The organism is Gloeobacter violaceus PCC 7421, from assembly GCF_000011385.1.
Lineage (GTDB): Bacteria > Cyanobacteriota > Cyanobacteriia > Gloeobacterales > Gloeobacteraceae > Gloeobacter > Gloeobacter violaceus.
Genome location: NC_005125.1, coordinates 2,960,637 through 2,973,461, shown reverse-complemented (window position 1 = coordinate 2,973,461; position 12,825 = coordinate 2,960,637). Strand labels below are relative to the sequence as shown.

15 protein-coding genes are annotated in these 12,825 nt (G+C 61.7%); 7 read left to right on the top strand and 8 right to left on the bottom strand.

Annotated elements, in window-relative coordinates; genetic code table 11:
• Window positions 1–52: 52 nt before the first annotated feature.
• Window positions 53–757: a Uma2 family endonuclease gene (locus tag GLL_RS14405; protein ID WP_011142788.1), complete on the bottom strand. Its 705-nt coding sequence runs from the start codon at window positions 755–757 to the stop codon at window positions 53–55.
• Window positions 758–1,245: 488 nt separating this feature from the next.
• On the opposite strand from GLL_RS14405, the gene GLL_RS14400 reads away from it, so the two are divergent.
• The gene (locus GLL_RS14400) at window positions 1,246–1,539 is read left to right on the top strand and encodes a hypothetical protein (protein WP_164929107.1); all 294 of its coding nucleotides are present in this window, start codon (window positions 1,246–1,248) and stop codon (window positions 1,537–1,539) included.
• 52 nt (window positions 1,540–1,591) lie between these two features.
• Here the strand turns inward: GLL_RS14400 and GLL_RS14395 are convergent, their stop codons facing one another.
• The 6 genes from GLL_RS14395 to eis form a co-directional block, all read right to left on the bottom strand.
• The gene (locus tag GLL_RS14395) at window positions 1,592–2,269 is read right to left on the bottom strand and encodes a DUF1995 family protein (RefSeq protein WP_011142786.1); all 678 of its coding nucleotides are present in this window, start codon (window positions 2,267–2,269) and stop codon (window positions 1,592–1,594) included.
• A complete protein-coding gene (ispD, locus tag GLL_RS14390) occupies window positions 2,266–2,967 on the bottom strand; it encodes a 2-C-methyl-D-erythritol 4-phosphate cytidylyltransferase (RefSeq protein WP_011142785.1) in 702 nt (233 codons plus the stop codon). The genes GLL_RS14395 and ispD overlap by 4 nt, the downstream gene beginning before the upstream one ends.
• Window positions 2,955–3,488, bottom strand: coding sequence for a hypoxanthine phosphoribosyltransferase (hpt, locus tag GLL_RS14385; protein ID WP_011142784.1), 534 nt, complete (start codon window positions 3,486–3,488; stop codon window positions 2,955–2,957). Before hpt ends, ispD begins: the two co-directional genes overlap by 13 nt.
• Before the next feature lie 186 nt (window positions 3,489–3,674).
• On the bottom strand, window positions 3,675–4,943 hold the full coding sequence (locus GLL_RS14380; protein WP_164929106.1) for a hypothetical protein: 1,269 nt from the start codon (window positions 4,941–4,943) through the stop codon (window positions 3,675–3,677).
• A 67-nt stretch (window positions 4,944–5,010) separates the two neighbouring features.
• Window positions 5,011–7,524: a M1 family aminopeptidase gene (locus GLL_RS14375; protein ID WP_011142782.1), complete on the bottom strand. Its 2,514-nt coding sequence runs from the start codon at window positions 7,522–7,524 to the stop codon at window positions 5,011–5,013.
• 37 nt (window positions 7,525–7,561) lie between these two features.
• The gene (gene eis, locus GLL_RS14370; protein ID WP_164929105.1) at window positions 7,562–8,797 is read right to left on the bottom strand and encodes a GNAT family N-acetyltransferase; all 1,236 of its coding nucleotides are present in this window, start codon (window positions 8,795–8,797) and stop codon (window positions 7,562–7,564) included.
• Window positions 8,798–8,897: 100 nt separating this feature from the next.
• Between eis and GLL_RS14365 the strand changes: the two genes are divergently transcribed.
• The 5 genes from GLL_RS14365 to GLL_RS14345 all read left to right on the top strand — a co-directional run bounded on the left by GLL_RS14365 (window position 8,898) and on the right by GLL_RS14345 (window position 11,206).
• Window positions 8,898–9,308, top strand: a complete 411-nt coding sequence (locus GLL_RS14365; protein WP_011142780.1) for a copper amine oxidase N-terminal domain-containing protein — start codon at window positions 8,898–8,900, stop codon at window positions 9,306–9,308.
• Between the two features lie 90 nt (window positions 9,309–9,398).
• Window positions 9,399–9,596 carry a 50S ribosomal protein L35 gene (rpmI, locus tag GLL_RS14360; RefSeq protein ID WP_011142779.1) on the top strand — a complete coding sequence of 66 codons (198 nt, stop codon included), beginning with the start codon at window positions 9,399–9,401 and terminating at the stop codon, window positions 9,594–9,596.
• Between the two features lie 28 nt (window positions 9,597–9,624).
• Window positions 9,625–9,984, top strand: a complete 360-nt coding sequence (gene rplT / locus GLL_RS14355; RefSeq protein WP_011142778.1) for a 50S ribosomal protein L20 — start codon at window positions 9,625–9,627, stop codon at window positions 9,982–9,984.
• 2 nt (window positions 9,985–9,986) lie between these two features.
• Window positions 9,987–10,769 carry a transporter substrate-binding domain-containing protein gene (locus GLL_RS14350; RefSeq protein ID WP_011142777.1) on the top strand — a complete coding sequence of 261 codons (783 nt, stop codon included), beginning with the start codon at window positions 9,987–9,989 and terminating at the stop codon, window positions 10,767–10,769.
• A gap of 101 nt (window positions 10,770–10,870) precedes the next feature.
• Window positions 10,871–11,206 (top strand): c-type cytochrome, encoded by a 336-nt coding sequence (locus tag GLL_RS14345; protein WP_164929104.1) that lies wholly within the window; start codon window positions 10,871–10,873, stop codon window positions 11,204–11,206.
• Between the two features lie 94 nt (window positions 11,207–11,300).
• Here GLL_RS14345 and GLL_RS14340 read toward each other — a convergent pair whose 3' ends face one another.
• Complete coding sequence (locus GLL_RS14340) at window positions 11,301–11,930, bottom strand: Uma2 family endonuclease (protein WP_011142775.1); 630 nt, start codon at window positions 11,928–11,930, stop codon at window positions 11,301–11,303.
• Between the two features lie 67 nt (window positions 11,931–11,997).
• On the opposite strand from GLL_RS14340, the gene GLL_RS14335 reads away from it, so the two are divergent.
• Complete coding sequence (locus tag GLL_RS14335) at window positions 11,998–12,801, top strand: HAD family hydrolase (RefSeq protein WP_011142774.1); 804 nt, start codon at window positions 11,998–12,000, stop codon at window positions 12,799–12,801.
• Window positions 12,802–12,825: the final 24 nt, after the last annotated feature.

Here is a 12,825-nt window from a genome sequence, read left to right as displayed (position 1 = left end):
AGGCTCGGCCGGTGCGCCGCAAAATGACTCGCCCCTTGGTCAGTGCCGCCCGTCAGGGTTGGTCCGGATCGACGCCGAGGGCGCGCAGGCGCTCCGTCAGGGCTGCTGCCCGCCGCTCCGCCAGCTCTGCCCGCTGTTCGGCTTGCTCGGCACGTAGTTGTTCTTGCTTCAGCCTGGCTGCGAGTTCTGCGGGGATAAGCAGTTTGTCTCCTGTGTCGAGGCGATAGAAGCCGATCAGGGCACCTTCGACGACCAGCCGCAGGCCGAGCGGCTCGCTGGTGCCGTCGGCAATGGGTACGTAGCGACTGATTGTTTCACTTTCCTCTTCGAAGCTCCGCAGTCTGTAACCCTGCAACTGCTCGGCTATCCACTCGCCCTTCGGGTCGAACAGCCAGTATTCCTGAACCCCCAGTCCGGCGTAGAGCGTTTTTTTCTCCCCCTGGTCTTTGCTCTGGGTGTGCTTGGAAGTGATTTCGAAGATTATAGAGGGTACCTGTCTTTCTTCCCAGGTCTTGTAATTGTCGCGTCCGCCGGGCTCGACACCGAAGATGACCATGACATCGGGGGCAACGCGCAGGGTCGGAAAGTCCGGCGCGTAGTACAGGAACTGGTTGGCGAGGACGGTGGCCCGGGTGCCTTCGAGGTACTGCTTGAGGACTTCGAGGGTGATCAAGATGGCGTAGACATGGAGAAAGGTCTCAGCCACAGGCAGTCCATCTCCACTGGGGTAGGTGTGTGCTTTGAGAGTGCCTGTCATGGGTAAGGCTTGGGTAGAATGACCTGTGCTGTCTATTTTCCTGCCTTGAGCTGCAACCGGGTAGTTCGTGCAGGCCGTGTGTTAGGTCGGGGACTACTCGCTCGTCCTGTTGCCCCTCGGCTTTCGATATCGAGAGTGTTCTAAAAAAACAAAGAAAGAGGCTGCGCCGAAGCGGACGCAGCCCGCTGGTATCCACACTGGTTGGATCGACAGCCGCAGCCTTCGGGGGGTTCCTGGACCCGGCGCATCCACAAGCCGGTGCCGGTACACCCGAAGGCTCATGCCTGGGCCCAAACCGCACCAAAGATAAGCAAAGCCTCGGGCAAAGTGATTGTCGGTTCAGAAATTCTTTCGGCGCAGATCAAACCGTGGCGCGGCGCGCTGTCGAGGGACCGGGCCGGAAGTTGGGGGGAAGAGTCTAGTACCCTCTCAACGGCCGGGACGCTAATATGACCACAACCTTGAAGCGTAGGCGGAGGCAGTTCCAGATGGCCACAGCGACCCAAGCGACCCGGGATCAGATCACGCAGTCGGTCGTCGTCGTTACCACCAAGGAGAGGCTAGATGTCAAAGCGGGGCCTGAAGGCCTGCGGGTGAGTGTCGGTGGACGCCAAGTGCGCAAAGGGGATCTGCTGGTGGCGGCGGATGGCCAGCTTCAGAAGATCGTCGGTTTTCGCTCGCGCAGCAGCAACGTGCGCGAGCTGTTCCATACCCGCCGCGCCAACTCCTGGGATGTGGCCTGCTACTTACTCATCGAGCGGCGCTGGCCCATTGCCATCTGATCCCCCACACATCTAGCGCCCTTGATTTTAAACAAGTATGGCCATATCGCATTTATTGGCCGAGGGCGCGCAGAAAGCGCCGCAATCCGTCAAGCAACGCCTCGCCTTTTTTGGGATAGAGGGCGCGGTCGATGTCTTCACCCAGCGGGCGCGTGTCGAAGTCGGCGACTTTGGTGTAGTCGCCCTCCGGGGTTTCGCGCCAGAGTTGCCACGGCTCCGGGTGTGCCCGGTAAAGGCTGCCCCCTTCAAAAGGCTGAATGGCATAGGCCATCTCAAAAGTCGACAGAAACCGATCGCGCAGCTGCCTGCCTGCCAGGCCGATGCCCACCACCCCCGCCTCCTGCAAGCGCGAATTGAGCAGAATAAAGGGCTTGCCCGCCATGCGATCGGCGATGACTTCGACCATCTCGACTTCGATAGCACTCGGCTCGACGACGAGCACGGCACGATGCTCGCCGCCGCGCAACTTCAGTTCGCTGAGGCCCCGAAGGTCGTAGCCCACGCTTCCCAAGCGGCGGCGGGCCAGGGCCGCCGCGCCCGGATCGGCAAAGGCCGCCGCCCAACCGGATTCACCCAGGGCGGGAGCCAGTCCCTGCACCAGGAAGAGCACATCGAGGCCGGGTACTTTGATGTCAATTTGGGCGCGGGTTTTACCGCTTTCGAGGGTGGCTGCGAGTGCCTGGGAGCACTGCGCAAGGGTCTCATCGAGGGTGCGGGGCAGTTCGCTCATGGGCTGGGATCCTGGCGCAGCTGTGTTTTCAAGATAGCCTCGGCCACCAACAGATCTGCAGGCGTGGTGATCTTGAGATTGGTTTCCTCGCCGGGGACGACCTGCACCGGCTCGCCGCGCAGTTCGCATAGCGCCGCGTCGTCGGTGACGGCGACCGCTTGGGCAGCGGCCCAGGCGTGGGCGGCTTTCAGCCTCCCGACATTGCCGCCCTGGGGCGTCTGGGCCGCCCAGAGCTGCTCGCGGGGAATGGTTTTCTCCACCTGACGGCTCTGGGGGTATACCTGTTTGATGGTGTCCTTGACCGGCACAGCGGCGACGATGGCGGAAAATTCAGCCAGTGCGGCGGCACAGCGCTCGAAAAGGGCCGGGCTTGCCAGACAGCGCGCTCCATCGTGGATGAGTACCTGCTGCGCTTCTACAGGAAGCGCGAGCAGCCCCCGGTAAACCGACTGCTGACGGGTCTCGCCCCCTTCGATCCAGTGCACCGGCACCCGCAGACCCAGCTTCTGCGCCAGTAACCGGATCGCTTCTTCGTCCATCGGCTGGCCGATGATGCCTATCCAGCGGGTTGAAGGGGCTTGTGCCGCTGCTGCGAGCGTCCAGGCCAGAAGCGGCCGGCCCGACAGCGGCAAGAGCAGCTTGTTGCCGTCTGCGCCCATGCGGCTACCGCGCCCGGCGGCGGGAATCAAAAGGTGCATTCTTCCAGTTCGCCCACGTAAGGCAACTCCCGGTAACGCTCGGCCAGATCCATGCCGTAACCGATGACGAAGCGATCCGGGGCGGTAAATCCCCGAAAACCCACCTCCACAGGCGCCACCCGGCGCGCGGGCTTGTCGAGCAGCGCACAAACTTGCAGCGAGGCCGGGCCGCAGCTTTTGAGGGCAGCGAGGATCTGGCTTGCGGTTTTGCCGGTGTCGATGATGTCTTCGAGCAACAGCAGGTGGTGGCCGCTCAAAAAGGCCGTCTCCGGGATGTCGAGTTCGAGGCCGCCCGAGACGGTCCCCCCGCGGTAGCTACTCGCGCGCAGAAATTCGACCCGCAAAGGTACTGTCAAGCGCCGCAACAAATCGGAACTGAAAACGAAAGCTCCCTTGAGCACCGGCAGAACCACCAGCGGGTAGGAAATCGACACCAGCGGCGCGTAGTGGACGCTGATCTGGCCCGCCAATAGCTGAACCTGTTTTGCTATCTGTTCTTCGGAGTACAAAACTTTGACCACGGAGCGGCCTTGAGCGCAAGTTTTCTTACTGTACAGCAGCGGCTCCCGAAGTCGCTTCCGCGCGCCGGAATCGAGATCTGCGTCCCAGGATACGAAAAACTGGCAAATCCGACCGCGATTGAGGTAAAGTTTATTTAAGGAATGATGTGGAGAGTGCTGCGGGATCCTCCTGACCCCGCAGTTTTTTTATCGCTCGGTGCGCGGATCTTCAAGGGAGCGAAAGCGCGGATCGTCCAGCTCGTAGTCCCGCTGCTCCAGGGTCGATTGCTCGGTGGTGTAGATGATGTCCTCTTTGCCGAGCACTTTTTGGCCGGCGAAATTTTGGGCGAACGCCAATTTGCGGCGCAACTCGGCGTTCGCCTCGCGCAGGTGGCGGGAGAAGCCCGAGCGGCTGCGGTTGCGGCTTTCGACGCCCCGGTTGAGCCAGGAAATGACGGCGGCGCGCACAGCCGGTACGAGCAAAAAGAGCGTGCCGTAGACAACCAGCACCGGCGCCAAAGCGGCGAAGAAGCCCAGATCCGGCGGCAGATTGGTCGATTGCAAAAGAAAATACAGAAACCAGGCGCCTACAAAGTTGGCGACCCCGAGCGCACCGGCGAGCACCAATTTGCCGCCGGGCGCTTTGCTAAATTGCCAGCGCTTCTCCTGCAGAAAACCCGGCAACGGGGCGGCCGGACGGCGCTCCTCGGCCTGCACCTGCAGCTGCGGGAAGCGGTAGACAATCTCGCCCTGCTCGCTCACCTCGGGCACACCGTCGTACTTGACCAAGGCCGGCAACACAAAGTCTTCGCTGTCGACGCGGGCCGCTTCGAGATAGGGAGCCAACTGCTCAGCCACCACCACGCCCCGGTTGGCCTGGATGAGCCCCGCCACCGTCCGCCACCGCCGCGACTCGAGATCCGCGTTCGGGTTGCCGTCGCCGAACAAAAACGAATAGACGCTCTCCAGAAAACCCATGTCGTTGGGATCTTTGAGTCGGCGCTCTTCGTAGTAGCCGTAGGGCGGCCAGTAGAAGATGTAGAAAAAATTGCCCCAAAAGAAACCGGGCATGCCGCCACCGCCGCCCCGGCTTTCGCCCTCGCCGCCGCTGTCGCCGTCGCGGCTCGACAGCACGACATAGATGCCGATGGCAATGAGCAGCAGCGACAAAACGAGCAGGATCCCAAAAGAGATACGCACCAGGTAGAAGGCCACCTGCCAGGCTTTTTTGAGCAGGGCTTTGAGTCTGGCATTGCGGTCTTTGCGCAGCAGCCGGTCGCGCACGTCCGCTTCAAAGGCATAAACAATCTCGCCGGTGTTAGAGACCTGCAGGTGCCCGTCGCCATCCTGGGCGAGGCTGTTGAGTTCTTGCTGAACGGTAGTCAGTTCCAGGCCGCTGCGGGTCGCCACATCGCCGACGGTGGCCCGGTAGTTCAGCGTCTCAACCGCACCGAGAATCTGTTCGCGCCTCTCCATGACTAGGGATCCCCCAGGCTTTACTTCCATGATAGAAGCGGCTTGGGCAAGCCGCCGGGCAGCAATCCTATGGGGATGTGAGCCGGCTTTCGAGCACTTCCAGACGACTTTTCAGCGAGCGGTTCTCCTCCTGAAGGCTTTCGACCGCCTCGCGCAGTTTTTTCAGTTCTTTGTCCTGGCCGACTTCCGAGCGGATCGATTCGGCGCTCTCCAGGGCAGAGCGCCGGACACGACCGTCGGGATCCTCGCGGGCAATTTGCTCCAGCAGCGGCAGAGCCTTAGACGATTTGAGCGAACCCAAAGCGGCAATCACTGCCCGCCGAGTCGAAAACTGGGTTTCCTGGGCGATCTGGGCAAGGGCATCGAGGATCTTTTGATTTTCCCCCCCTTCGCCCGCGCTGCCCAGAGCCCGAATCGCCGCCATGCGCAGCGCCTGGGGAGTACCCCGGCGGGTGCGCTCCAGGATCGCTTCGATGGCCTCGGGGTCGTCCTTCAGTTCGGCCAGGCCCGCGAGGGCGGCACTTCCCACCGTGTCGTTCCAGGAGGGACGCGAGGCGAGCACCTGAATAAGCAACGCCCGCGAATCGGCGTGTTTGGCTTTGCCCACGGCTCTGGCCGCCTCGGAGCTCACCGTGTAGCTTGGGTCTACCAGACCGGGACGGATGGCCGCGAAGGCTTCGGGCGATTTGTCCTCGGCCAGGGCCTTGATGGCGGCGGCACGCGCGCGCAGGTCGCCTACGCCTGCCGCTTCGCGCAGCACGGCGTAGGCGTAGTCTTTTTTGGTTGAACCGAGAGCCTTGGCCACTTCAGCGCGCAGACCCCAGAACTGGTTTTCGTCGAGCAGGACGGCGCCGAGTGCCTGGGCGATGTCCGGGGTGAGCTGCTTGGCGAGCGCTTGGGCGGCGAAGATGCGGCCCATCAACTCGGGATCGACCGCGAGTTGGTTTTTGAGTAGTTCTGGGGGCACTTCCAATTCGACGGTTTTGAGCACAGGGTTGCCGGGATCGAAACTGAAATAGAGCGGTTTTTGCTCGAAGGGGAAACAAAATGTTTGTTCTTTTTGCCGAATGCGCACGGGAACACACTTCGGCTGTGTGTCCGGCGCGAAGCCGAAACCGAGATGGATCACCAGATCAAAAAGCACGGTCTGCTCATCGACGATCTGGGTCTGACTCACCTCGACTTTGGCGAGGGCAGCCTCGCTGTCCCACTCGAAGCGCACTTTAAATTGCGGATGGCCGGCTTTGAAGACGTATTGCTCAAAGAGCGGCAGCATGTTGCGGCCGGTGGCCGCCTCGATAGCCTGCAGCAGGTCGACCGTCTCGACGGTGCGGTGGGCGTTGGCGCTCAAAAACGTTTGTACGGCCCGAAAGAAAGCGGCGTCCCCCAGGTAATGGCGCAGCATGTGGTAGACGGTCGAAGCTTTCTCGTAGAGGTGCCGGTCGTAAAGCTCGATCGGTTCTTTGTAGACGTTGGTGACAATAGGCCGACGATAGCGCTCGCTGTCCTCTTCGAAGTAGGCCTGGGCGGTCTGATAGCGGTAGTAGGCGGCGTCCTGCGACCCATACTCGTGCTCGCGCCACAGCGACTCGAAGTAAGTGGCTGCCCCTTCTTTAATCCAGGCATGGGACCAGTGGCGGATCACCACCAGATCGCCGAACCACTGGTGCACCAGTTCGTGGCACACCAGATCTTCGGGCCAGCGGATCTCGCGGGCCGCCTGTTCGTCCAGCAGACAGCGGTCGGTCTGGGTGGTGGCGCCGGTGTTCTCCATGCCGCCAAAGATAAAATCGACCGCGCAGACTTGCGCGTAGCGGGCGAACGGATAGCGCACGCCGAAGCGCTCCGAGAAAAAAGCGACCATGCTCGGGGTCTTGGCGAAGGTGCGGCGCGCCTCCTCCTCACGGCCCGGGGTGACGTAGTAGGGCGTCGGGATGTCCTCCCACCGGTCTTGAATTTCGCTCAGTTCCGCCACCACCAGGGTGATGAGGTAGCACGGGTGCACCTGTGCCTGGCGCCAGTGATAAATTTTTGAGCCGTTGTGCTCCTCAATGCTCGTCAGCACGCCGTTGGAGACCGTCTGGTAGCGGGCCGGCACCCGCACGCGCACCTCGGAGGTGGCCAGTTGACCGGGGTAATCGAAACAGGGAAACCAGAAACGCGAATCTTCGTCCTCCCCCTGGGTCCAGACCTGCACAGACTTGTCGGGATAATCGGCGTCTGGGCCGACAAAGTAGATGCCGCGCCGGGGTTTCTCCACCCGGTAGTCAATGGCCAGTTCCACCACTTCTCCCGCCACAGGGGGTACGGCGGGCCGCACCCACAGCACCGCGCCGTCGTGGTCGAAGTCCGCCGGGTTGCCGTTGGTGTGCACTGCCTCTATTTGCAGCTCGACCGCATCAAGGCTGAAGACGCGCGTCTGGTCGGCAACGCACCGCAGGCGGATGCGGCAGGTACCGCTCGCGCGCTGCGCTTCGAGGTCGATTGCCAGATCGAGGGCGATGTGCTCGACATTTCCGGGTCGGTCGGGGTTGTAGTGGGGCCGGGCACCGGGCAGGGCAAACTCTCGTCGGGTGGACACGCGGTGGGACTCCGAATGCGAAGTCTATAGCTTAACTCTAAAAAAAGTCCCAGCAGAAGGGCGGCTCCACCTGCCAGGCGCGATCGAGAGCTTCGAGCACCCCTTCGTCGCCTTCGACTTGCAGCTGTCCGGCCCAGTGGGCGGCGCGGGCGTTGCCGTAGCCGCTCCACAGCTGGGTGAGGGTGCCGATATCGAGCTTGAGGGTGGTAGAGGCGGGCTTGTCCGCCAGGTGCAGACGGCCGCCCTCGATTTCGACCGGCCGCAGGGTGGTTCCAAAAACCGGGTCGTGGACTTCGAAATTGAAGGCAACATCCCCTGCCGGCCGCACGGGCCGCAAGGCCAGCGCCCGATCGAGATCGACCAGGCGCCACATGAAGCTGCTATGGATGGCTCCGAAACCGACGGCGTTCAAAAAAGTCCGGATCGAGCGGTCCCCGGCGGCGCGCTGTTCGGTGAGCAGCCGCGGCAGCGGGTCGGCGCGGTCGGTGTCCCAGACCACCGCATCGACTTGATCGCGCTGGGCGCCAAGAAACCCCAACAGCGCCCGGTAGGCGCGGGCGGAGGCCACCACCCACTCGCGCACGGCGATATGGGCCACTTCGGCGCTGTCGGGGGAGACATTGACGTAGCGGAAGATCACGTACCCTTCGAGGTCGCCGCCGAAGCGGCAGCCAAACATTTGCAAGGTGCTGTCGGGTTTGAAGTGTCCCTGCCAGTGCTCCGGTTCGCGCACCAGCCAGCCGCTGTGGCGGGGAGCCTCGCGCCCGTAGAGTTCTTCGATGGCCGCGCGGTCGGTGGCGGTGTCGAGGGGCAACACGTACCGGGCTTCCGGGTAGCGGGGCAGATCTTCGCCGGCCACCCGGTAGCGGTAGACCTCTCCCACGCAGGCCCAGCCGAAGCGGCGGTAGAAACCGTGGCGATAGGCATAAAGCATCGAAAGGGGATAGCGGTGCTCCCCAAGCACCTCCAGGGCGTGGCGCACCAGGGCGCTTGCCACCCCGAGGCCCCGGCCCTCGGGAGCCACCGCCACCCCGCCCAACCCGCCCAGGGGCATCTCGCAGCCGGCCACGTAGTTGCGGTAGGGCAGCAGTGCGTATTTGCCCAGCAGACGTTCCGCCTCGCAGGCGACCACCGAGCGGGCGACGATCGCGGCGTCGGATGCGTAGCGCGCTTCGATTTCAGCAAACGGCTGAGCGGGGGCAAAAGCCAGGTGCGACAGCCGTGCCAGCGAACGGCGTTCTATGTCGTGGGCCGGGCGAATAATCCAGTTCATCGCAACGAATGTGACGGTGCGGATGTAGTTTCCAACACTATCCGGCTTCTGTAAACCGTGGCCATAATGAAAGGCCCGGCAAACAGGGGATAATGACGCCATGCGTCGACGGGTTGCTGTTGGCTTTTTGCTCGGAATGGTCTGGGCCTGGCCGCTCAGGGCAAATGAGCGCGAGCTTTTTGAAGTGACGATGCGGCGCGGACAACCTTTTGTATCCCTGATGTCGGTGGCCCAGGCGTTTCAGGCCAACTTGCGGATCATCCCGGACGAGCGGGCGGTCAATTTGCAGTTCGACAATCAAGAAGCTTCAATCACCGACGGCACCGTACTCACCCTCAACCGCCAGCTCGTTGTGCTGAGCGTCGCCCCCTACTGGCGCGGCGGCGAGCTGTTCGTGCCCCTCGATGCGGTGCAAAAGATTTTCTATGTCACCGTGCACTGGCGCATCCACACCCGGCAGGTGGCCTTCTCGCCGGCCCTGCCGCCGCTGCAGGCGCAACCGCGCCGTTAGCAAACCCGCCCCCCAACCTGCGGGCTTTTGCATTACTATAGATATTCGTGCCCAGGCGGGCACCGGTCTTTGCAATGTGAGAGTAACACCATGCCTAAGATGAAGACACGCCAGTCCGCGGCCAAACGCTACGAAGTGACCGGCAGCGGCAAGCTCCGTCGCCGCCGTGCCGGCAAGAACCACTTGCTCCAACACAAGTCGGCGGCGCGCAAACGCAGCCTGTCGACCAAAGTCGAGGTCTCGGAGACCGATCTCTACAAGGTCACCCGCCAGTGCCCTTATCTGTAGCCCGAATTTTCACCGCTGGAGTTGAGTCATGGTCCGTGTCAAGCGCGGCAACGTCGCCCGCAAACGTCGCAAAAAAATTCTGAAGCTGGCCAAGGGCTTTCGGGGCAGCCACTCGAAGCTCTTTACCGCCGCCAATCAGCAGGTGATGAAGGCGCTGCGCAACGCCTACCGCCACCGCCGCACCAAAAAGCGCGACTTCCGCTCGCTGTGGATCGTGCGCATCAACGCCCAGGCGCGCACCGAGGGACTCTCCTACAGCCGTCTTATCGATGGTCTCCACAAGGCCGACGTCGCCCTCAACCGCAAGATGCTGGCACAACTGGCCGTCACCGACCCCGAGGCGTTTGCCGAAGTCGCCCGCGTCGCCAAATCCGCCCGCCCCGTCTAGAAGTGCCTGCAGCACTGCGCACGGCCGTCCTGACGGTGAGCTTGCTTGCTCTGCTGCAAACCGTCGGCGCCGCCGCCCCGCTCGAAGCGATCCTGCAGCGCCGCTATTTAATAGTGGGAGTCAAGGAAAACCTCTACCCACTCGGTTTTCGCGACAAGCGCGGCGAACTGGCCGGTTTTGAAATTGATCTGGCCCGCCAGTTCGCCGAAGCGCTTTTTGCCGATCCGACGGCAGTCAAGCTGGTACCGGTGCGCAACCGGGATCGGCTTGAGGCGTTGGAGAAGCAGCACGTCGATCTGGTGATTGCCAATTTAAGCATCGGCGTACCGCGCGCCCGAGCCGTGGACTTCAGCTTTCCGTACCTGACGGTGAACCAGGCCGTGCTGCTTAAGCGCGAGAGCACTCTGCGTACCCTGTCGGATCTGGAACGCGTCCGGCTTGCGGTGCTTTCCGGCTCGAGCAACGAACGGGCCATCCGCGCTTTTCTGCCCGGTGCCGGGCTGGTGCCGGTGGCTTCCTATCAGGAAGGAGTGCAGGCTCTCGAGACCGGCCGGGCCGACGGTTTTGCCGCCGACGGCACCGTCTTGGGCGGCTGGGTGCAGGACCGTCCTGCCTACCGCTTGCTTTCTACCGAGCTTGACACCAGCGGTCTTTCCGTCGCCATGCCCCGAGGTCTCCAGAACGACAGCCTGCGTCGCTGGGTCAACGGCCAGATTGAGCGTTTGCTCAAGCAGGGTTGGCTCGCCGAACGGGCCAGGATCTGGGGCCTGACGGGAAGATCGTGAATATCCAGGCGCGCCACGCTAAAAAGTGTAAACTTTGATATATAGACAAACAAGAATAGAAAGAGCACTTAACACTCATGGTCCGACTCTCGTGGAAAACCATGGCCATTCCTGGTCTTGCCCTGCTGGTGGTGGGTTTGATCGGCTTTGCCATCAACGCGATCGCCGAGGCCGGTCAGACCCCCTACGAGCGCTCGGTACTTTCGTTCAAAGGCAATGTGAGCACCGGCCAGGATCTTTTTGAGGCGAACTGTTCAGCCTGCCACGGCACCGAGGCGAAAGGCTGGGTGGGGCCGAATCTGGAGGAAGTCAAAGAGCGCAAATCGGACCTGCAACTCATCCGGCAGGTGACCCGCGGCGAGACGCCCCCGATGCCCAAGTTCGAACTGAACGAAAAGCAGATGGCGGATCTGCTGAGTTATCTGAAGAGTATTTAACAGTCCCCGTATCAGGCCGTGTTCCGGAGTCGAACATGTACCCACCTAACTATCGGCTGCCCTGTGGAGCAAGCGCAACCGTTGGTGCAGAGCCTCACGGCCCTGGGTAAACCGGCCCTCTTGCAGGTCTACCTGCAATGGCGGCTACGCCGGGAAAAACAACGCCACGGCACCGCCTCCGTGCAATTTCGGGAAGCTCGCCGTGCCTGGCAGGACGTGGTGACGTTTTTGCGGCAGCAGCTGGGCTAAAAGACTGGGTCTCCAACCCTACTGGGCACCAAGCGTATACTGCGACTTCCTGGCTGGCTTGTAGTGTGCGTTTTAAAACGTCGGCAATCAGCAATCTCCCCACCCCTTGACCCTGGTAGCGGGTTGCCACGGCTAGTCGGCCGATGTCGGTGCTGGATTTGATCTCCACGACCAGATCGAGGACCAGTGGACCGTGGGAGCGCGGCAAGCGCGCGAGGCGGGCGCGCGAAACATAGGATACGTCAGGGGCAGTCAAATCCCCATTGGGCGCTTGGAATCCGGAACTGGAATCGAACACAAAACCAAACTTGCGCGGATCCACCCAGTTGCCCAACAACCGCGAGAAGCGTGCACCAATCATGCCGGAGACAATATCGGAGGGGCTCACAAGCGTAATGGCGCCGTCGCGCAGTTCGATCTTATGTTTCGGGTAAAGCTTTTGGAGTTTCTCGATATCCTCGACCGTCAGTGCCATTGGCGATCTCCGCTTCGATCACCAATGTAGAATCTACAGGCGCATTTGCCGCCAATGATGGTAGCGGATGATAGTTGTGGACAACCTGCCGAGCACAATGCTGCCTCTCTCATCTTTTCCTGCTGCCGCCGCTGCCCAAATCGCCCTGGTGGCCACCGACATCGACGGCACGTTGACCCGCTCCGGCCGCCTGCCGCCCGAAACTCTCGAAGGAATCGACCGGCTGCGGGCGGCCGGGATCGCCGTGGTACTGGTCACCGGGCGCTCGGCGGGTTGGGCGAATGCCCTGGCTCACTATCTGGCGGTGGACGCAGTGATCGCCGAAAACGGAGCCGGCTACTACCTCGGCGGCAGCGAGACCGAATGGATGTCCCTGGTACAGCTTGATACAAACAACCACCGAGCGGCCCTGGCCGAATGCTTCGCCCATTTGCAAATGCTTTACCCGAGCTTGATCCCCAGCACCGACAATCGCTACCGGTTGAGCGACTGGACCTTTGCAGTTGCCGGATTAGAATCCAACTCTTTGAAATACATGCGCTGCGTCTGTGAAAAATACGGGTTCGACTTTATCTGGAGTGCGGTGCAGGCTCACATCAAGCCACTGGAGTGCAACAAAGGTCAAGCCCTACGCCAGGTGCTCGCAACCCACTTTCCATATTTGTTGATACAACAGGTGCTGACCGTCGGCGATAGTCCAAACGACAGCGATCTGTTTGCGCCAGAGTTTGACTACAGCTTTGCAGTAGCGAACTTGCGCAGGCATACCGACCAGATGCGGCAACTTCCTCGGTATATCGCCGAGCAGGCTGAAAGCACAGGATTTCTAGTCATTTTGGAGACCCTGTTTCATCACCGCCGAAGTTGTTAATGAATACGAGACGATTTTCCAGGT